Annotated in this window: 20 protein-coding genes and 1 riboswitch; of the genes, 8 read left to right on the top strand and 12 right to left on the bottom strand. The window is 72.6% G+C overall.

Features of this window, described 5'->3' with window-relative positions; all coding sequences use genetic code 11:
• Positions 1 to 58 precede the first annotated feature (58 nt).
• Positions 59 to 691 (bottom strand): NADPH-dependent F420 reductase, encoded by a 633-nt coding sequence (locus QLQ12_RS12270; RefSeq protein ID WP_282759519.1) that lies wholly within the window; start codon positions 689 to 691, stop codon positions 59 to 61.
• 173 nt (positions 692 to 864) lie between these two features.
• Here QLQ12_RS12270 and QLQ12_RS12265 point away from each other — a divergent pair, with 173 nt between their 5' ends.
• Together QLQ12_RS12265 and QLQ12_RS12260 are read left to right on the top strand one after the other, a co-directional pair.
• On the top strand, positions 865 to 1,305 hold the full coding sequence (locus tag QLQ12_RS12265) for a hypothetical protein (RefSeq protein ID WP_282759518.1): 441 nt from the start codon (positions 865 to 867) through the stop codon (positions 1,303 to 1,305).
• Complete coding sequence (locus tag QLQ12_RS12260) at positions 1,305 to 2,075, top strand: SDR family oxidoreductase (protein WP_282759516.1); 771 nt, start codon at positions 1,305 to 1,307, stop codon at positions 2,073 to 2,075. Before QLQ12_RS12265 ends, QLQ12_RS12260 begins: the two co-directional genes overlap by 1 nt.
• A 48-nt stretch (positions 2,076 to 2,123) precedes the next feature.
• Here QLQ12_RS12260 and QLQ12_RS12255 read toward each other — a convergent pair whose 3' ends face one another.
• The 3 genes from QLQ12_RS12255 to QLQ12_RS12245 form a co-directional block, all read right to left on the bottom strand.
• Positions 2,124 to 2,462 carry a VOC family protein gene (locus QLQ12_RS12255; RefSeq protein ID WP_282759515.1) on the bottom strand — a complete coding sequence of 113 codons (339 nt, stop codon included), beginning with the start codon at positions 2,460 to 2,462 and terminating at the stop codon, positions 2,124 to 2,126.
• Complete coding sequence (locus QLQ12_RS12250; RefSeq protein WP_282759513.1) at positions 2,462 to 3,247, bottom strand: MerR family transcriptional regulator; 786 nt, start codon at positions 3,245 to 3,247, stop codon at positions 2,462 to 2,464. Before QLQ12_RS12250 ends, QLQ12_RS12255 begins: the two co-directional genes overlap by 1 nt.
• Positions 3,248 to 3,338: 91 nt before the next feature.
• The gene (locus QLQ12_RS12245; protein ID WP_282759512.1) at positions 3,339 to 3,785 is read right to left on the bottom strand and encodes a hypothetical protein; all 447 of its coding nucleotides are present in this window, start codon (positions 3,783 to 3,785) and stop codon (positions 3,339 to 3,341) included.
• 340 nt (positions 3,786 to 4,125) lie between these two features.
• Between QLQ12_RS12245 and QLQ12_RS12240 the strand changes: the two genes are divergently transcribed.
• From QLQ12_RS12240 to QLQ12_RS12225, 4 genes are all read left to right on the top strand, one after another.
• Positions 4,126 to 4,806, top strand: a complete 681-nt coding sequence (locus QLQ12_RS12240) for a uridine kinase family protein (RefSeq protein ID WP_282759511.1) — start codon at positions 4,126 to 4,128, stop codon at positions 4,804 to 4,806.
• Between the two features lie 72 nt (positions 4,807 to 4,878).
• On the top strand, positions 4,879 to 6,378 hold the full coding sequence (locus tag QLQ12_RS12235) for a glycoside hydrolase family 43 protein (protein WP_282759510.1): 1,500 nt from the start codon (positions 4,879 to 4,881) through the stop codon (positions 6,376 to 6,378).
• Between the two features lie 76 nt (positions 6,379 to 6,454).
• Positions 6,455 to 6,527: riboswitch (ZMP/ZTP riboswitch) on the top strand.
• A gap of 24 nt (positions 6,528 to 6,551) precedes the next feature.
• Positions 6,552 to 7,436: a metallophosphoesterase family protein gene (locus QLQ12_RS12230; RefSeq protein ID WP_282759508.1), complete on the top strand. Its 885-nt coding sequence runs from the start codon at positions 6,552 to 6,554 to the stop codon at positions 7,434 to 7,436.
• A gap of 41 nt (positions 7,437 to 7,477) precedes the next feature.
• Positions 7,478 to 8,386 carry an NAD(P)/FAD-dependent oxidoreductase gene (locus QLQ12_RS12225; protein WP_282759507.1) on the top strand — a complete coding sequence of 303 codons (909 nt, stop codon included), beginning with the start codon at positions 7,478 to 7,480 and terminating at the stop codon, positions 8,384 to 8,386.
• A 101-nt stretch (positions 8,387 to 8,487) separates the two neighbouring features.
• Here QLQ12_RS12225 and QLQ12_RS12220 read toward each other — a convergent pair whose 3' ends face one another.
• From QLQ12_RS12220 to QLQ12_RS12190, 7 genes are all read right to left on the bottom strand, one after another.
• The gene (locus QLQ12_RS12220) at positions 8,488 to 11,283 is read right to left on the bottom strand and encodes a S8 family serine peptidase (RefSeq protein ID WP_282759505.1); all 2,796 of its coding nucleotides are present in this window, start codon (positions 11,281 to 11,283) and stop codon (positions 8,488 to 8,490) included.
• A 161-nt stretch (positions 11,284 to 11,444) separates the two neighbouring features.
• On the bottom strand, positions 11,445 to 12,791 hold the full coding sequence (locus QLQ12_RS12215) for an FUSC family protein (protein ID WP_282759504.1): 1,347 nt from the start codon (positions 12,789 to 12,791) through the stop codon (positions 11,445 to 11,447).
• A 117-nt stretch (positions 12,792 to 12,908) separates the two neighbouring features.
• Positions 12,909 to 13,622 (bottom strand): VIT1/CCC1 transporter family protein, encoded by a 714-nt coding sequence (locus QLQ12_RS12210; protein WP_282759502.1) that lies wholly within the window; start codon positions 13,620 to 13,622, stop codon positions 12,909 to 12,911.
• A gap of 19 nt (positions 13,623 to 13,641) precedes the next feature.
• A complete protein-coding gene (locus tag QLQ12_RS12205) occupies positions 13,642 to 13,923 on the bottom strand; it encodes a CDGSH iron-sulfur domain-containing protein (protein ID WP_282759501.1) in 282 nt (93 codons plus the stop codon).
• Between the two features lie 41 nt (positions 13,924 to 13,964).
• Positions 13,965 to 14,201 (bottom strand): hypothetical protein, encoded by a 237-nt coding sequence (locus QLQ12_RS12200; protein ID WP_282759500.1) that lies wholly within the window; start codon positions 14,199 to 14,201, stop codon positions 13,965 to 13,967.
• A gap of 37 nt (positions 14,202 to 14,238) precedes the next feature.
• Positions 14,239 to 15,459: a low temperature requirement protein A gene (locus QLQ12_RS12195; RefSeq protein WP_282759499.1), complete on the bottom strand. Its 1,221-nt coding sequence runs from the start codon at positions 15,457 to 15,459 to the stop codon at positions 14,239 to 14,241.
• Positions 15,460 to 15,537: 78 nt separating this feature from the next.
• On the bottom strand, positions 15,538 to 15,696 hold the full coding sequence (locus QLQ12_RS12190) for a hypothetical protein (RefSeq protein ID WP_282759498.1): 159 nt from the start codon (positions 15,694 to 15,696) through the stop codon (positions 15,538 to 15,540).
• A 94-nt stretch (positions 15,697 to 15,790) separates the two neighbouring features.
• Here QLQ12_RS12190 and QLQ12_RS12185 point away from each other — a divergent pair, with 94 nt between their 5' ends.
• Positions 15,791 to 16,147 (top strand): PRC-barrel domain-containing protein, encoded by a 357-nt coding sequence (locus tag QLQ12_RS12185; RefSeq protein WP_282759496.1) that lies wholly within the window; start codon positions 15,791 to 15,793, stop codon positions 16,145 to 16,147.
• Positions 16,148 to 16,252: 105 nt separating this feature from the next.
• Positions 16,253 to 16,429, top strand: coding sequence for a hypothetical protein (locus QLQ12_RS12180; RefSeq protein WP_282759494.1), 177 nt, complete (start codon positions 16,253 to 16,255; stop codon positions 16,427 to 16,429).
• A 7-nt stretch (positions 16,430 to 16,436) separates the two neighbouring features.
• Here the strand turns inward: QLQ12_RS12180 and QLQ12_RS12175 are convergent, their stop codons facing one another.
• Positions 16,437 to 18,509: a HelD family protein gene (locus tag QLQ12_RS12175; protein ID WP_282759492.1), complete on the bottom strand. Its 2,073-nt coding sequence runs from the start codon at positions 18,507 to 18,509 to the stop codon at positions 16,437 to 16,439.
• Between the last annotated feature and the right edge of the window lie 114 nt (positions 18,510 to 18,623).

Below are 18,623 nucleotides of genomic sequence, written 5' to 3'. Positions count from 1 at the left end.
ACGCGTGTCTCGCCGCCGGCCGGCGGCGAGACGTGTGATCGTCGCGGGTGTGTGGCGATCACACCCGCGTGAGGTGCAGACCGATGTTCGTGCCGAGGCCCTGGCGGTACGCGAGCTGCAGGAGCAGTACGACGGCCGGCTCCAGGTAGCGGGCGTTGGACAGCGGGCCGGCGTCGATGGCGTCGAAGCCGAGCTGGATGCCGAGGTCGATGACGGCCCGCTTGGCGTCCGGGTCGTCGCCGGCGACCGGCAGCAGCTGTGCGGCGCCGCCGAGGGTGGGCGTGCCGAGCGTGGCGGCGAAGATCGTGTTGAACGCCTTGACGACGTGCGACCGGGGCAGTCGCTCGGCCACCCGCTCACCGCCGGAGGTGGTGTGGCCGACGGTGAGCGACATGAAGTCCGGGGCGAGCGGGTTCGTCGCGTCGATCACGACCTTGCCGGCGAGCGCGTCGCGGACCTCGTCGGTGAGCAGGTCGTCGATCGCGGCGAACGGCACCGCGAGCACGACGTGGTCCGCGACGGTGGCGGCGTCGACGGCGGTGCCGATCTCCGCGCCCGAAGCCGCCGCGGCGGCGGCGAGCCGGGGTGAGCCGGGATCGCTGGCGACGAGCGTGACGTGGTGTTCCCGCTCGACGAGCCGGGCGGCGAGAGCGGATCCGACGTGGCCGGCGCCGAACACTGCGATCTTCATGGTTCTTCCCTCGGGCTGTGGTGAACGGAGGTACGCGATGGTGTTTCCACCCACGCCCAAGGTAATTCGGATTCGAACTACAGGGAGGCGGTATGCCTGCTTCCCCCGCGAATCCACCCTTGGGGTGACGTGGATCGCTGTCACACCGCGGTCGGCCGCCTCGTCTGTTCGGTATGAGTGTGATCAGCAAACAGGGCATGGCGGCGGTGCTGGCCGCCTCCGCCCTCGTGGTCGGCGGGTGGGCGGCCGTGGCCCCGGCGTCGTTCTATTCCGATTTCCCGTTGCCGGGACGGGCGTGGGTCAGCGGGCTCGGTCCGTACAACGAGCACCTGGTGCGCGACGTCGGGGGCCTCTATCTGGCCCTGTTCGTGCTGACCGCCTGGGCGGCGGCGCGGCCCTCCGGCGAGCTGGTGCGGGTGACCGGGCTGGCGTGGCTCGTCTTCGGCGCCGGGCACCTCGCCTTCCACAGCCTGCACCTGGAGATGTTCCCGACGATCGACCGGATCGCGATGATGGTCGCCCTGGGTGGATCGGTGCTGCTCGCCGCCCTGCTGCTGATACCCGGCGGGGCGCCCTGGTCGACTCGCGGGCGTACGGAAGCGGAGGTGCGGTGATGCGGATCGCGGTTGCCGGTGGCACCGGCCTCGTCGGGCGGATGGCGGTCGAGGCCGCCCGGGCCGCCGGACACGACGTCGTGGTGATCGCCCGTTCGGCCGGGGTCGACCTGACCACCGGTGAAGGGCTCGACAGCGCATTGCGGGACGTACAGGCCGTGATCGACGCGACCAACGTGATCACGACCAGCCGTACGAAGTCCGTGAGGTTCTTCGAGGCGAGCACCGGGCACCTGTCGGCCGCCGGCCGGCGGGCCGGGGTGCGCCACCACGTGGTGCTGTCGATCGTCGGCGTCGAGCGGGTGAACTACGGCTACTACCAGGGCAAACGACGGCAGGAAGAGCTGGTTCGCGCGGGCGGGACGCCATGGACGGTCCTGCGCGCCACCCAGTTCTTCGAATTCGCCGGCCAGCTGCTGGACCGGGTGCCGGGACCGGTCGTGCCGCTGCCCCGAATGCTCAGCCAGCCGGTCGCGGCCATCGAGGTCGCCGGCGAACTGGTCCGGCTGGCGGTCGCCGAGCCGCGCGGCGCGGTGATCGATATGGCCGGCCCGGAGCGCCTCGAGGTCACCGCCATGGCACGGGCCGTCGTGCGCGCCCGGCGCATGCGAAGGCTCGTGCTGCCGGTACGGCTGCCCGGGGCGACGGCGCGCGCCGTCGCGACCGGCGCCCTGCTGCCCACCGGGGAAGCGGCGCTGGGCCGGCAGCGGTTCACCGAGTGGCTCGGCGGGCAGGTCGCCGGCCCGAGCCCGGACCGCACCCGCGCCTGACCGCACCCGCGCCTGACCGCGCCGCCGGCCGCCGTGCGGGAGGCGCGGTCAGGCGACGCAGAACTCGTTGCCGGAGGGATCCCGCAGGACGATCCAGTGGATTCCGTGCTCCTGGTGCTCGGACCGGACGACGGCGCCGAGCTCTACCAGGCGGGTGACCTCGGTGTCGCGGTCGTCGGCGGTGAGGTCGAGGTGGCAGCGGTTCTTGGCCGTCTTGTCCTCACCGACCTGCAGGAACATCAACACGGGTCCGGGCCCGCCTTCGCCGATGGTCGCGTGGTACTCGCAGGCGCCCTCGTCGACCGGGCGTCCCAGGGCTTGCGACCAGAAGCCGGCCAGCGCGGCGGCGTCGGCGCAGTCGAAGGTGATGTGTTCGATGGTGAGCATCAGTTCTCCAGGGCGGTGAGGGGCCAGCAGATCTCGGTGCGGTACTCGTTCTCGGACGCCACGTCGCCCGGCCCGAGCAGGTAGCTCTCCCGGACGCGCCCGGTGATGGCGAGGTCGGTGCCGGCGAGCCAGGCGCCGAGCGCCCGGTAGCCGGCCGACATGCCGTGGTAGGGGCCGGTGAACTCGGCGACGGCGAACCGGCCGCCGGGCAGCCGGTCGGGGCCGTGCTCCGCGGGGACGTACGCGGTGACGGGGACGGCCTCGTCGTGGTACTCCGCCGGGAACAGGGCGCCGGACGGGCCGTGGACCGCTCCGGCTGAGGCTTCCAGCAGGGCGTACGCCTCGTCGAGGAAGTCGGCGAACTGGTCCTCGCGGACCTCTCGGGTGAGGGTGAAGGCGGTGACCGGCGCGATGGTCCGCTCGGTCACGACGGTGGGGGTGATCGCCGCCGGCTCGTCGAGCAGTTCACCGGTCACCCGCAGGATCTGTTCCATCCGGGCCTGCTGCGCGAGGGTCCGTTCGCGGTGTTCGGCCAGGACCCGGCGGGTGACCGCGGGGTCGCGGGCGGCGAGGACCTCCCGGATGCCGGCCAGCGGCACGTCCAGGGAACGCAGGTCGCGGATCACCGCGGCGTCGCCGAACTGGGCGGCACGGTAGCCGCGGTATCCGGTCCGCGGGTCCACCACGGCCGGTTCGAGAAGGCCGGACTCGTGATAGGCCCGCAACGTGTTCGCCGAGATCAGCGTCGCGCGGGAGAACACGCCGATCGGCAGTAGGTCGTCCACGACCTCAGTCTCAACCTTCACCCCGGGCGAAGGTCAAACGGCTACGAGGCCCGGGTGCCGAACGCACCCGGGCCTCGTGCTCACATATGCCCTACAGCGAGGAGTCGGTGCCGGTCTTGCTGGGCGACGGCCGCCGGCCCGTGGTCACGCCGGGAGTGGGCGACGAGGTCGTGGCAGGCGTGCTCACCTTGCCGGCCGTCGAGCCACCGGCGGAGCTGCCCACCGAGCCACTCGTGGAGCCACTCGTGGAGCCACTCGTGGAGCCACTCGTGGAGCTAGTCGTGGAGCTGCCGGACGAGCCGCTCACCGAGCCGCCCGACGAGCCGCTTGAGGAGCCGATCGCCGCGCCGCTCGTGGAGCCGCTCACCGAGCCACCCGTGCCGATGAAACCCTTCACCTTCTCCTGCGCCTGCACGACGGTGGGGTGCGAGCCGACCTTGCGCGCGGTGGCCGCGATGTTCTCGTACTTCTCCCGGCCCGCCCGGCTACCGAGCACATATCCGACGGCTACACCAGCGGCCAGCTTGAGCATTCCCATCAACACTTCTCCGATCACGTCATCGAGCCCACATGTGAAAGTCCGTGTCGTGGATGACCGTCCTTCCAGGCCGGCGCACCCACCGTGACGTCCCTTACCGGTTCTGGTGTTGCCCGCGACCGCTCCCGCCAAACAAGACTGTCACGCTCCCGGGTCCCCGGACGGCGGCGCCGTCATCGGCACGCATCCGCCTTCATCGGCGAGCATCGAAGTCACGCCCGTCGTCGCGCTCGGAAACCTTCCCTTCGAGCGCGGCCGTGACGCCGATAGGATCGCGGGGACCGACGGCCCGCCGGATGTCCCGGCCCCGTGTCCCGACCCCTACCGAGGCAGGTTGCCGATGCGTCTGCATCCGGGTGAGCCCGAGGCCGCCGGCTGGCAGGTGGTGACGGTGGCCGACGTGGTCCGGCGGCTGCGCGACGCGTCGCCGGGCGTCAGCGGGCGTCCCCGGGTGGTCGCGGTCGACGGCCGCGGCGGCGCCGGCAAGACGACCCTGGTCGCGCGGCTGTGCGAGGCGGTGCCCCGGTCCGCCACCGTGCACACCGACGACGTCGCCTGGAACCACGCCTTCTTCGACTGGGGCGCCACGCTCGCCGGGAACATCCTGCGGCCCCTGCACCGGGGTGAGGCCGTGGACCATCGCCCGGAGGCCTGGGCCGCGCACGGCCGGCCCGGATCCATCATCGTGCCGGCCGGCGCCGACTTCGTCTGGGTCGAGGGCACCGGGATCATCCGCGACGAGCTGGCCCCGTGGCTGGACGCCTCGGTGTGGATGCAGGGTGACCTCGATGAGCGGGAGCGCCTGCTGGCCGCCCGCGACGGTGACTCCGTCGAGCAGCGCGAGCATGTGGCGAACTGGCTGCTGGAGGAGGTGCCGTTCCTGGCGCGGGAACAGCCGTGGGCCCGGGCCACCCTGATCGTCGCCGGTCCCGGCGGTCCTGCCGGGATCGACCATGATCCGGCCACCGAGCTGGTGGTGGCCCCACCTTCTTTCGGCGGCCGGTGGCAAAGCATGGCCTGACATCGACAGCCGTGGTTGAATCTTGTCGGGCCGGGCGGCCTCCCAACGTTCCCGCGGCGAGAGGGTGCCGGAATGACCGTGGTCGGCAGCCACAGCTTCACCAATCCGGTGATCGCCGGCATGCATCCGGACCCGAGCGTCTGCCGGGTGGGCGACGACTATTACCTGGCCTGCTCCAGCTTCGAGTACTTCCCCGGCGTGCCGATCTTCCACAGCCGCGACCTGGTGAACTGGGAACAGATCGGCAACGCCCTCGACCGCCCCGGCCAGCTCGCCCTGCCGCCCTCGACGCGCTCGTCCGGTGGCGTCTACGCGCCGACGCTGCGCCACCACGACGGACGGTTCTGGCTGATCACCACGAACGTCGCGCCCGGCGGGGGCGCCATGATCGTCACGTCGGTCGACATCGCCGGCCCCTGGTCCGACCCGATCCGGGTGCCCGGCGTCGGCATCGACCCCGATCTGGTCTGGGACGACCAGGGCAACTGCTGGTGTACGTACGCCGGCATCTCCCAGATCCGCATCGACCCGGTCACCGGGCGGGTCCTGACGCGGCCGCGGAAACTGTGGTCCGGCACGCCGGGCGCGCAGGCGCCCGAGGCCCCGCACCTCTACCGGATCGGCGAGTACTGGTACCTGATGATCGCCGAGGGCGGCACCGAGCGCGCCCACGCCGTGTCGATCGCCCGCGGTCCCGCGCCGGACGGGCCGTTCGAGCCCTGCCCCGCCAACCCGATCCTCAGCCACCGCGGCCGCGACCACCCGATCCAGAACACCGGCCACGCCGATCTCGTGAGGGCGCCCGACGACTCCTGGTGGATGGTTCTCCTCGGCGTACGGCCCGGCGGCGGCACCCCGGGCTGGCACGTGCTGGGCCGCGAGACCTTCCTCGCCCCGGTGACCTGGCACGACGGCTGGCCGGTCGTCGGTGCCGTGGAACCGGTCATGACGGCGTCCTGGCCGTCCGGCCCACCGGTTCCCGTCGACGGCCGGGACGACTTCGACGAGCCCGCTCTGCATCCGCGATGGGTGTCGCCGCGTTCTCGTCCCGACAGTTGCTGGTCCACCACCGACCGCCCCGGGTGGCTCACCCTGCACGCCCGTGACCGTTCCCTCGACGACCCGTCGGTCACCTTCGTCGGGCGCCGCCAGCAGCACCCGTCCTGCCGCGTCCGCACGCTGGTCGACAGTTCCTCCGGCCGCGGCGGCCTCGCCGTCCGGCTCGACGAGAGCCACCATTACGAACTGCAGACCGGAGACGGCGGGGTACGGGTGACCGCGCGTCTCGGCTCGGTGCGGCACACCATGCCCGCCTGGCCGGTGCCCGACGGTCCGGTCCGGTTGCGCATCGACGTGCGGGCCGCCGCGCCCGGCGACGGCCATCCCTGCCAGGAGCCGGACGTGCTGCGTCTCGGCGTCGAGGCCGAGGACGGCCACTTCGAGGTGCTGACCGAGCTGGACGGCCGCTATCTGTCCACCGAGGTGGCCGGCGGATTCACCGGCCGGGTCATCGGCATGTTCGCCAGCGAGGGCACGGTCCGCTTCGACTGGTTCGACTATGAGCCCGCGTGATCCACGGCCCGTCTCCGCCCCGGCCTCGGAGAGGACGTGAGCCTTCTTGCCGCCGGAGGCGCATCGATCTAGCCTGGGCCGACACGACTGGCGCGGGTGGACCACCACCGGGGAGTGAGTTCGGAGCATCGACCGCCTGGGTGCTCCTCATCTTCGTGATGAGGAGTGTGCGCATGACCGACACGAAACGGCACCGCATCCTGCACCTGTCCGATCCGCACCTGACCCGGCCCGGCGCCGGTGCGGACGCCGCCGCCGCGGCCGCGCTCGAACGCATGCTGCATGACCTGCGATTCGTTCCGGGAATCGACGCTGTCGTGGTCAGCGGAGACCTCGCCGACGACGGCTCCGCCGAAGGCTGCGCCGCCGTCCTGCGGCAGATCGGCTCGTTCGCGCGGGAGCGGGGCATCCCGCACATCTACTGCACCGGCAATCACGACTCCCGCGATGCCTTCGCCGCGGTCCTCGGGACCGGGCACCTCGGGCCCGGCGGCGACGACGTAGGCCGGCCGGCCGACGACGTGGGCGACGAACGGGCGGCCGTCAGCGAGGTGAACGGCCTGCGGGTCATCACGCTGGACAGCCTCGTCCCCGGCGCCGTGCACGGCGCCGTCAGCGACGCGCAGTTGGTCTGGCTGCGGTCGCTGCTGTCCCGGCCGGCGGCCGCCGGATCCCTCGTGGTCCTGCACCACCCGCCGATCGCGCTCGCGTCGTCGGAGCTGATGCCGACGGTCAACCTGCGAAACGCCGGCCGGCTCGCCGAGGCGCTGGCCGGCAGCGATGTGCACGCGGTGCTCTGCGGCCACTTCCACCTGCAGTTGTCGGGAATGCTCAGCGGCATCCCGGTGTGGGTCGCCCCGGCCGTCGTCACCCGGATCGACCTGACCGCCCCGGCGCGCCTCGAACGCGCGGTGCGGGGTGCGGGCGCGACCGTCGTCGATCTCGGCGGCCCGTTCTCGCCGATGTTCCACACACTCCAGGCGCGCGATCCCGGCGCGGGCACGCAGGTGTACCTCGTCGACGCCATGTCCGGCGACGACGTGGCCCGGGAGTTCTGAGGCATCCCGGCTCCCCGGGATTCGCGCCGGGATTCTGGGTAGTGTTCGCCGTCGTGGACGTTGTCGTGGTGGGGGCCGGGATCGCCGGGCTGTCGTGTGCACGCGCGCTGGCTGCCGGCGGCGCCCGGGTGCGCGTCGTCGAGCGGGGCCGGGTGCCTGGCGGCAGGCTGGCCAGCAAACGCTATGACGGCCGCTACGCGGACATCGGCGCCGCCTACCTCGTCGCCGACGACCCGGACTTCACCGCGCAGGTCACGTCCTGGGAGTCACGCGGGCTGGCCCGGCCGTGGACCGACACGTTCCGGGTCTATCCCGGCGGCGCGGAGACGGCCGGGCCGATGCGATGGGCGGCGCCCGGTGGGCTGCGGTCTCTGGCCGCCGACCTCACCGACGGGCTCGACGTGCGGCTGTCGGCCCCGCTCGACGCGGTGCCCGGGGACGCGGATGTCGTCGTGCTCGCCATGCCCGGCCCGCAGGCTCTGCGCCTGGCCCCGCCACCCGCGATCGTCGCGGCGGCGACCGCGCAGATCTGGCAGTCGGTGATCACCGCCGTCCTCACCTATCCGTCCCACGAGTGGGGCGAGTTGCACGGCGCCTTCGTCAACGACCATCCCACCCTCGCCACCGTCTGCGACGACGGCGACCGCCGCGGCGACGGCGCTCCGGTGCTGGTCGCCCATTCCACCGCCGCGCTGGCCGCCCGGCATCTGGAGGACCCGGAGACGGCCGGGCCGATTCTCGCCGGGGCCGTCGGCGAGTTGCTCGGTCTCCGCGCCGAGCCCGAGGCGCGGGTGCACCGCTGGACCTATGCCCGATCCGAACCCACCGACGCGCCCTACGCCGTCGACGGCCGCGTCTGGCTCTGCGGCGACGCTTTCGGCCGTCCTCGCGTCCAGACCGCCTGGCTCTCCGGCCGCGCCGTCGCCCGGGCCCTGCTGGGTGATGGCTGAGACGCTGTCCGGCCCTGCTGGGTGATGGCTGAGACGCTGTCCGGCCCTGCTGGGTGTGGATGCCGTCCGGGCGCGCCGTGGACGCGCCCGGACGGCATCGGTCACGCCGGCTCGAAACCGGTGACGTGCAGCGAGAACGCCCGGATCGAACCGGTGTCGCTACCCGCCCGGTCGGCGACGGTGAACGTCCACGTGCCGTCGGCCGAGGAGGCCCGGAACGGCGCCAGCGGGTCGTCCGGCCGCCAGGTGCCGGTGTACGGCGCGTTGCTCGACGTCACCGACGCGAACGCCGTGGTGGCCGCGTCGTCGAACACGACCTGGCACAGGTTGTTGCCGCCGGCGCCGTCGCGGGCGAACAGGGTCGCCGTGCGGCCACCCGGCCCGGTCAGCGTGGCGACCAGGTCACCGACCCAGGTGTGGTCGAGGCCCACCGTCGCCGACGCGGTGTCGGTGGAGCAGGCCGTACCGTCGATGGAGAAGGTGATCCCGGAGGCGAAGCCGACGCCGCTGACGTCGACCGTGACCGAGGCGCCGGTCGGGTCGTTGTCCGGGATCGGCACGGGCGCGCCGGTGTAGGCGAAGTCCCGGACCGTGGCCGACGGCTGCCCGGTCGCCACCAGCAGGCTGCCGGTGGTGGGGGAGAGGGTGCCGGCGAACGTGACCCGTGCCTTCAGCGTGACCGGCCGGCCGAGCGGGTAGTCGGCGGCCAGCTTGACGGTGTAGTCCCGCGACTTGGACGCGCCCGCGGCGAGGTTGCCGTAGGACCGGGCACGCGGGGTGACCGTGGCTCCCGGGTGGTCCGGGTCGAGCACCACGTTGACGCCGGTGGCCGTGCCGTCGCCGATGTTCTCCGCCGGAACGGTGACCTTCGCCTGCTCGCCGGGCTCGAGGAAGGCGTCGCCGTCGCCGGTGGTCGGGGTGACCGTGGGGGTGCCCGCCCGTACCAGCGGCTGGGGTGTCGCCCCGGTGTTGCGCAGCAGCAGGTCGGCGCGGATGACGCCGTGCCCGGTGCGGTTGTCGGAGCCGGCCGGGGCGAGGTCGAGGGCGGTGCCCTGCAACGCCGTCCGGATCTCGTCGTTGCTGAGGCCCGGGTTGCCGGACAGCGCCAGCGCGGCGATCGCGGCGGCGTGCGGCGCCGCCGCCGAGGTGCCGAAGAACGGCGCGAAGTCGGCGACCGAGGTCGCCACGCCGTCCGCGGCGGTGATCTGCGGCTTGGCCCGCACGGCGCCGCCGGTCGAGGTGAAGTCGCCCGGCGTGATCGGGGTGCCGTCGGCGTTGAAGAAGACACGGCGTGGCCCGTCGGAGGTGAACCGTTCCGGTTTCGACTGGCGGGTGTGCACGTTCGGGTACGGCCCGGCCGGGTTCGCCGGGTCACCGGTCTCCAGGGCGAACGGCAGCGGGTCCTTCGCCGGGGTCGCGGCGACCGAGAACGCGCCGACGGCCGAGTTGTGCCCGCGGGTCACGCCCGGAGTGGAGAAGCCCTTGAGCCCGTCGGTGGAGTCGGCGAAACGGCCGCGGAACGCGCTGAGCTGGAAGTACCGTGCCTCGCCGGAGAACTTGACGACGGCGAGCCGCTGCCCGGCACCGGCGCCGGTCCGGAGGATCTCGAACGGATCGTCGTCACCGTTCTGCACGTCCTGCGAGAACGACGTGACGTTGCCGAGCGAGTTCAGCACGTACAGGTCGTAGTCGTTGGCCGAGGCCTCCAGCGCGTCCGCCCACCACAGTGTGGTGACCTGGCCGGCGCTGTTCGGCGACAGCGGGTTGAACTCCTGCACGCCCGTGCCCGGGTCGAAGTCGTGCGCGGCGCCGGCGAACTTGCCGATCCCGCGGCCCGAGTCGGCGAAGTCGCCCTCCCAGTTGCCGGAGGTCCCGTCGAGGGTGTTGCCCTCGTTGCCGGCGGAACTGAAGTAGTAGGCCCCGTCGGCGGTGACGTCGTTGACCGCCCGCGCCGGAAGCCCGTCCTGGAAGGGGCTCTCGTGGTAGTAGACGACGTCGTCGACGATGATGTCGCAGCCGGCGGTGAAGCGCAGCGCGCGGATGTTGTCGGCGAAACTGGCCTCGCTGGTGAACGCGGTCGCGAAGCCGAGCTTCGCGTTCGGCACCAGGTCGTGGATGATCTCCAGCATCGCGGTGCCCTCGTCGCCGGAGCCCTCCTGGCCGGGCAGCACGTCGAGGTCGGCCGGCAGGTCGCCGGACGCCTTGGAGGCGGCGAGCGAGTCCACGCCGTCGGACAGCGCGCAGACCTTGACGCCGGTTCCGGTCACCTTGTACCTGGTGCGGGCGGTGTCGGCGGCGTGCGTACGGTCGCCCTCGGAGACCACCGCTCCCTGCGGGGCGGCGGCGACCTTCGGTGCGGCCTGGGCCGCGCGGACGGCGGTCTCGATGCGGGCCGCCTTCGTCTGTTTCGACTCGTCCGTCTTCTTGGCGTTCGGGTCGGTCTGCCGGGCGCTGATCAGGCCGTGTTTGAGGTTGACGCTGGTCACGTCCTTCCAGCCGGCGATCTCCGGCAGGGCGGTGAGCGGCGCCTCGACGAGGACGGTTCCGGTCGCCGCCGACGGGAAGCGGATCCCCGCGCCGATCGCGCGAAGCCGGGAGATCAGCTCGTCGCCGACCTTCTCGGCGTGCACCTCGACCTCGGTGGTGCCCGACTTGGACACCTCGACGCCGGTGCCGAGTTGCGGCAGGGTGTTCGCCGCGACCTGGCCGCCGCGCTTGCGCAGTTCGACGGCGAGCCGGCTGTCGAGCTTGCGCTCGGCCGGGGTCAACGACTGCTTGAGCTGCTGGAGCGCGGCGATCTGAGAGTATGCGCGGGCGGTGGGATCGTCGGGTGCTTTCGCGTTCGCGCCGGGTGTCGCGAGTGCGGTGACGGTGGCGCCGATCGCGGCCACCGTCACCGCGCGCCGGAGACTGGTCCTACTGAAAATGTTCAATGCCTGGGCCCCCCATTGACATCTACTGATCTCGATGTCGAGGAGCCTATCGGTCGCGATCGATGCGCGACAGTGCTCTCCGTGTTGGAGTCGTCACGCAGTGAACGCGAAGAGTGGCGCGAGCGTCAGCGGCCGGTGCGGGCGGTCACCTTCTTCTCCCAGATGAGACGCACGGCGGGCAGGATCTCGGAGACCGCGGGAATGCCGGGGCCGGGCTCGCGCACGCCGACGGTCAGCGCGGGCGCGGAGCGTTCCAGGGAGCCGGCCATCCGGTCGATGTCGGTGATGATCGAGCCGGTGAGCACCAGCACACCGGTGTCGTCGACCTCGGTGCGGACCTTGCGCAGAGTCCGCTGCCGGGCCTCGCGCAGACCGTCGAGCAGCTCGTGCAGGTTGCTGGCGTCCCGGGTGGAGTCGGCGTGATGGTCGGCGACCAGCGTGGCGTGCGCGGCGAACGCCTCCGCCGCCTTGGAGAGGACCTGGCCGATCTGCCGCGGCACGCCGGCCGCCTGCGGGGTCGCGGTGGCGTCGAACATCGACCGGGCCACCGAGTTGACCTGGTGCACACCGTGCTCGAGGGCGCGCAGGGTCTGGTGCATCGGCGTCACCCGGGTGAGCGGGGTCGTCAGCGACCACCGGGCCTGCCGGGTCAGGTCGTCGACCGCGGTGACCGCGTCCTCCAGGTTCTCGCCGAGTTCGCGGGACCGGGCCAGCCACTCGGCGGCCTGGTCGCGGGTGTAACCGCCGCACACCCCGGCGCCGAGGTGGCCGAGCAGGCGGGCGATCTCGCCGGACAGGTCCGCCAGCCGGACCCGGGCCCGCTCCAGCGGCGTCATCCCGCCGACCAGCGGCGACAGGATCGCGCCGACGACGATGCCGAGGGCGGTCGCCGCGATGCGCTCCCACACGAAGGCTTCGGTGACGGCGCTGCCGGCGACGATGATGCCGAGCGAGGTCGCCGGGACCGTCACGGCGGCGTCCCCGAGGCGCAGCAGCCGGCCGGCGGCCAGGCCGCAGCCCGCGATCATCGCGATGGACAGCGGGTTCAGGCCGAACGCGCCCCACGCGACGACCGTGAGAGCCAGCCCGGCGAGGGTGCCGACCAGGCGCTGCGCGCCCTCCCGCATCGAGGCGTGCGAGCTCAGCTGCACCGACAGGGTCGCGGAGATCGCCGCGATGATCGAGCCGGACAGGTGCAGCGTCTCGGCCGCCGACCAGGCGATCCCGGCGGCGATCCCGGTGATAACCACCGACCGGGCGGTGGCCGGCTCGACCCGGTCGCGATAACGGCGTGCCACCCGGCGCAGCGGGGCCGGGAGGTGCGGCCGCAGCCGGGCGACGACCGCCCGGAAGGCGGCCTCCACGGCGGGCCGGACCTTGCGGCTCAGCAGCGTCGCGGCCAGCGCGCAGAGCGCGAGGCCCGTGGCGACGACGGTGATCGGGTTGACGGAGGCGACGAGCAGCTGGGGCAAGGCGTGGCTTTCTCTCTCAGGAACGGAAGGCCGAATGTCGACCCGGTATCCGTTCGCCAAGTTATTGCCAGTGCTGAACCGAAACGGCCGATTTAGTGGGAATGTGATGGGCGTCGCTCAGCCCACGGCGGCGCCGACCAGCCGCCCGAGGCCGAAGGTGACGGCCATCGCCACCGCGCCGCCGCCCACCAGGCGGGCGACCGCACGCCCGGCCGGCGAGCGCCCGAGCCGCGCGCTGACCGCGCCGGTCACGGCCAGGGCGAGAACGACCACCGCGAACGTGACGGCCACCCGCAGATGCGGGGGCGGCAGCAGGATCGCGGTCAGCGGCAGCAGCGATCCGAGGGTGAACGCGGCCGCCGAGGCGCCGGCGGCCTGCCACGGGCTGGCCAGCGCCTCCGGGTCGATGTGCAGCTCGGCGTCCGCGTGGGCGGCGAACGCGTCCTTCGCCGTCAGCTCCTCGGCCACCCGGCGGGCGGTCGCCGGGGTCAGACCCTTGGCCACGTACAACGCGGTCAGCTCGTCGAGTTCCTGATCGGGGAAGTCGGCCAGCTCGGTGCGCTCGGTGGCCAGCAGCGCCCGTTCGGTGTCACGCTGGCTGCTCACCGAGACGTACTCGCCCAGCGCCATGGACACCGCGCCGGCCACCATGCCGGCGACTCCGGCGGTGGCGATCGGGCCGGTGGCCAGGGTGGTGCCGGCCACCCCGACGACCAGGCCCGCCGTCGAGACGATGCCGTCGTTGGCGCCCAGCACGCCGGCCCGGAGCCGGTTCAGCAGTCCGGACAGGTCGTCGGTGTGCGGTTCCCCGGGATGCGTCACGGACGCCATCGTGCTCCCGTGCGCGGGATCACGTCGACTTCGGGTGGGGGACGGCCTCCTGCCCGGCGTCGGCCGAGCGGGGCGCGGGCGTCTCCCGGTCCACTCCCGCCCGGAACTTGACGGCCTTGTGCGTACCGTCGCAGAAGGGTTTGATCGCCGATCGTCCGCAGCGGCACAACGCCACCGTGGTGCGGCCCGGGTCGATCGTCTCGCCGTCCGGCGTCCGCAACGTGAAGCTGCCGCGCAGCAGTAGAGGGCCGTTCTCGTACACGACCACGCTGGCGCCCTGCTCCTGATCATCGACGGTCATGCGGTCGGGGATGCCCGCACGGCACCGGCCGAAACCCGGGCTCAGGCGGGATCCGGCCGCTGCGGCGCCTCCGGCTCGGCCAGGAGCCCGGCGCGCCGCTCCACGTCCTTCGCCTGGGCGGTGACCTCATCGCCCAGCTCGTGCAGCCGGGCCCCGGTCTCGGGGTCGGGCGACTCCTCCGCGCTCTGGTGCAGCCGGGCCTCGACCGTCTCCAACTGGTCCGCGGTGTCGCGCATGGCCGACGCGGTGCGCCGCCCGAGATCGTCGATGTGGGTCACACGGCGACACCTACCCCGCCCGACGGATCATCATGCGTCACACCTTCGCGACCCGGATCTCGCCGTGCCGGTGCTGGCGGATGCCGGTCACGACGCCGGCGATCACGACCGCCGCGCAGAGCCCGACCAGCACCGGCGCCGCCAGGTCCAGCACCATGATCACGATGATCGCGGGGACGCCGAGCCCCGGCCAGATCAGTGCGGCCCGGTACCGGTGGGTCAGCACGCTCTGGATCACGGCCGCGCTGAGCAGATAGCCCGCCAGGCCCGCGCCGAGCACCCCCCGGGTGCCGGGGCTGAGGTGACCGTCCGAGCCGTGCGCGATGGCATGCTCCAGGCCGACCGCCACGGCGGCGAGACTGATCGCGACCGGCAGGTGGGCGTACACGTAGAAGTCGTGCACGCCCTGGCGGGTGTGTTCCCCGCCCTCCTGGACCAGACGGCGTTTCGCCGCTCCGCCGGAGAGGTCGAAGTAGGACCACCAGAGGGCGGCGGCGAGCAGGAACGCGGGGAGCGCCGTGGTCACGACACCGGCCGACCACGCGCCGTCGTGCAGCCCGTGCACGGTGCCGGCGACCGCCTCGCCGAGCAGCAGGATCACGAACAGGCCGAACCGCTCCGGCAGGTGCTCCATGTGCAGCGGCGGGGCGTCCGGCACCCGGGCGGCCAGGGTGGGGCCGAGCAGGTCCACCAGGACGCCGGCGGCCCACAGGGCGTAGCGGCCGGGCCCCTCCACCGTCAGCGAGGCCAGCCACAACACCGCGCCCGCGGTGTGGCCGATCAGGTACGGCCGGACCCCCGCCCGGGTGTCCGGCAGGTTCCGCCAGACCCGCAGGTAGCCCAGGATCAGGACGATCCGCAGCGTGACGTAGCCCAGCGCGAACCACTTCCCGGCCGGGCCGGTGACCTGGTCGGCCGACGCCGCCATCACGATCACGCCGCCCATGCCGGTGAGGGTGAGCAGCCGGAAGATCGCGTCGTCGGTGTCGAACCGGTTCGCGTACAGCGTGGTGCTGGCCCACGCCCACCACCCGACGGCGAGCACCGCGGCGAACTTCAGCCCGCCGGTGACCGTCTCGTTCTTCGACAGCACGTCCGCGCACCCGGCGACGAACAGCACGAACGCCAGGTCGAAGAAGAGTTCCAGCCGGGTGGCGGAGCGGTTCGACTCCTGGTTGACGTCGGGCGGGCGGACGAGATCGCGTTCCTCCTCGTCCTCCCGGTCGAGCCGGTCGAGGTCTTCCTGGTCTGCTGACACGGCCTCCGGCTACCCCGGCGGCCGGTGCGGCAACCCCGACCTCGCGGTGGAACCTCCCGCCGGGGGCGGCGGCGTCGCCTACCGCAGCGACCGGCGTCCCTTGACGACACCCAGCACGAGCGAGGCGGCCAGAGCGATGAGGCCGATAATGATCAGCCACTTGACCGCCTTGACCACCAGGCCGAGGACGATGAGCACGACGGCGACGACGCCGAGGGTTACCAGAAGTGCGCGCATGAGGGGCTCCCTACGTTGATGTGTGGGGCATGCCCGGTGTGCTGACCGGTCAACCACCGCGTTTCGAACGATCCCTGCCGGGCAAGGCGATGACATGTTCCCGGCTGAGAACCTGCGTGACTGGCGTGGCGAGAACGTCATCGACCCCGACGGCGGCAAGATCGGCGACCTGGAGGCGGTGTACGTCGACACGGTCAACGACGAACCGGTGTTCGCCACCGTGCGGGTCGGTTTCATCGGCCGGCACCGGCTGGTCTTCGTGCCGCTCGCCGGGGCGACCGTCACCCCCAAGGCGGTCCGGGTCCGGTACGACAAGAAGCTGGTCGGCGAGGCGCCCAGCATCGACCTCGACGGCGAACTCGCGGCCGTCGACGAGCCCGCCGTGTTCGCCCATTACGGCCTGCCTTACGGCGCCGGGGCGCCGGGGTCACGGCGGCTCGCCCGCCGCTGACCGGCTGTCGGGCCACCGGCCGCCGCACGCGGATCAGGCGCGGTCCGGAGCCTGGTCCGGTCGGGCGAGACCCGTAGAACAACCGTTCGATGCTAGCGTGTGTGCATGGAAAACCCGGATCCCGAGCGTTCATCCCCGACGTCCGATGCCGCCGTGCGCGCGGCCGTGCCGCCGGTGGTGTTCTCCAGCCCCGGCGCCTTCGACAACCCGGAAACCGCGCCACCACAGGTCCAGCGACGTCGCACGGTCACGACCCGCAGGCCGCCCCGCAACCCCAACTGACCACTGATCAACCGGTCGGCACGAGCCGGCCGAGTTCCTGGGTGCATCGGGTGAGCGCGACGTAAAGCCCGTTCCAGCCCCGCGGTTCGGCGGCGATGCCGTCCGGGTCGATGAGCAGCGTCGCATCCCACTCCAGGCCCTTGGCCTGCGTCGCGGTCAGCACCGGCACACCGGTCAGCACCGCCTGGAGTTCCTCGACACGGGCAGCGGGGGCGACGACGCCCACGGTGCCGCCCTCCCAGCGGCGCCGCAGTTCGTGAACGGCCTCTGCCGCGGCGCCGGCCAACTCGTCAACGGTGACGGTGAGCCGCCACGGTGCGATGCCGGACGACCGTACCGCCCGCGGTGGGGTGTTGTGGCTGCCCGCCCTGGCCAGGACGGGGCCGGTGAGGTCCATGACCTCGCGCGGCGTCCGATAGCAGACAGTCAGTTCGGCGGCGGTCCAGCGGTCCCCGAGAGCCGCCTCGACGGCCTGTGCCCAGCTGGTGTGCCGGTGTGCCGCCTCGGCCTGGTCGATGTCGCCGACGGCGGTGATCGACCGGCTGGGGCAGCGGCGCAGCACCATCTGCCACTGCATCTCGGACAGCTCCTGCGCCTCGTCGATGACGACGTGGCCGTAGACCCATCCGCGTTGCCGCCGGGCGTGTTCGGCGACGGGCCCGCCCGGCGGTGACGCGGTTCCGGCCGCGACCTCGCCGAGCAGGTCGGCGACGGCGTCGAGCAGGGGGATGTCGCCGGAGGACCACGATGGGGGCTCGGCGGTCACGGCCGCGATCTCCTCCGGCGACAGCTCCGGCGCGAACCGGGCCAGCCGGGCCGGGTCGGCCAGCAGGTCACGCAGCGCCTGCTGGGGATCGCGGGTGGGCCACCAGGCCTCGACGAACCGGGCGATGGCGGGACTGTCGGCGATGCGGTCGCGGAGTTCCTCGACCTCCTCCTCGGAGAGCACGCCGTCGACGTCGCTGCCGTGCCCGTCAGCGGGTTCCGAGGCCTTGCCGAAACGGGCGAGGATGTCCTCGTACCCCTCTTCCATCTGCTCCAGCAGCGTCTCGCGCTGCTCGGCGACGGCCGCCGCCAGGATCTGATGCAACTGCTCGGCGAAGACCGTGCGGGCGCGATGGTACGAACGCCCCCGCACCGCCGAGGCCAGCGCCTGCGCCACCGTCGCCGCGGCGATGACGTGGAACTCGCCGTCCCAGCGCAGCTTCAGCTTACCGGCGCCGGGCAGCAGCGACGTCACGTACCGCTCGAGCGCCGGCTGCCAGAGGGCGCGGCCCTTGATCTCGGCGAGCCGGCGGCTCTCCTCCCGGCCCACCCGCACGCCCGGCAGCAGGGTGTCGCAGGTCGCCGACACCACCGCGGTCTCACCGAGCGCCGGCAGCACCTGCCCGATGTAATCCAGGAAGCGCGGCGACGGACCCAGGACCAGAACGGCCTGGTCGGCCATCCGCTGGTGGGTGAAGAGCAGGTAGGCGACGCGATGCAGGGCCACCACCGTCTTACCGGTGCCCGGGCCGCCCTGCACGATCAGGGGACCGGTCGCCGCGGCGCGGATGATGTCGTCCTGCTCGCGTTGCAGGGTGGCGATCACCGTCGACATGTGGCCGGTGCGCCGCTCGCCGAGGGCGGCGAGCAGAGCGCCCTCGCCGACGAGGCCGGCGGTCGCCGCGCCGTCCAGCGGCTCGTCGTCGACCCCGATCACCACCGAGCCGGTGGTACGGATGTGCCGCCGCCGTGCCAGCCCCTGCCGGTCGACGGCCGTCGCCGTGTAGAACGGCCGGGCGGCGGGGGCGCGCCAGTCCAGCAGCAGCGGTTCGGCGCTCTCGTCGTCGTCGCGCAGCCCGACCCGGCCGACGTGCCGCACGGAGCCGTCGGCGCCGTCGAGCCGGCCGAAGACCAGCCCCTCACTCGCTCGGAGCAGTTCCTCGTGCCGGCGGCGCAGCATCCTCAGCCGGGACTGCTCCAGCGCGTCGGTGGCGTCGTGCGACAGCTCGGCCCGCAGGAGATCGGCCAGTTCGGCGCGGCGGGCGGTGGCCAGGTCGAGGAACTCCTGTTCCTCGTGGACAGCATTCCGGTGCATTCGCGGATCCCCGTAATGGTCGCCGAGTCGTATTCGGCGGCAACACTAGGGTCCGAAAATCCCGGACGGCCAGTCACGGAGACCGTTCTCTCAATACCCTTGCTCTTTTCGGCC

The organism is Actinoplanes sandaracinus (genome assembly GCF_030009775.1).
Lineage (GTDB): Bacteria > Actinomycetota > Actinomycetes > Mycobacteriales > Micromonosporaceae > Actinoplanes > Actinoplanes sandaracinus.
This window is presented reverse-complemented; position numbering and strand designations above follow the sequence as displayed.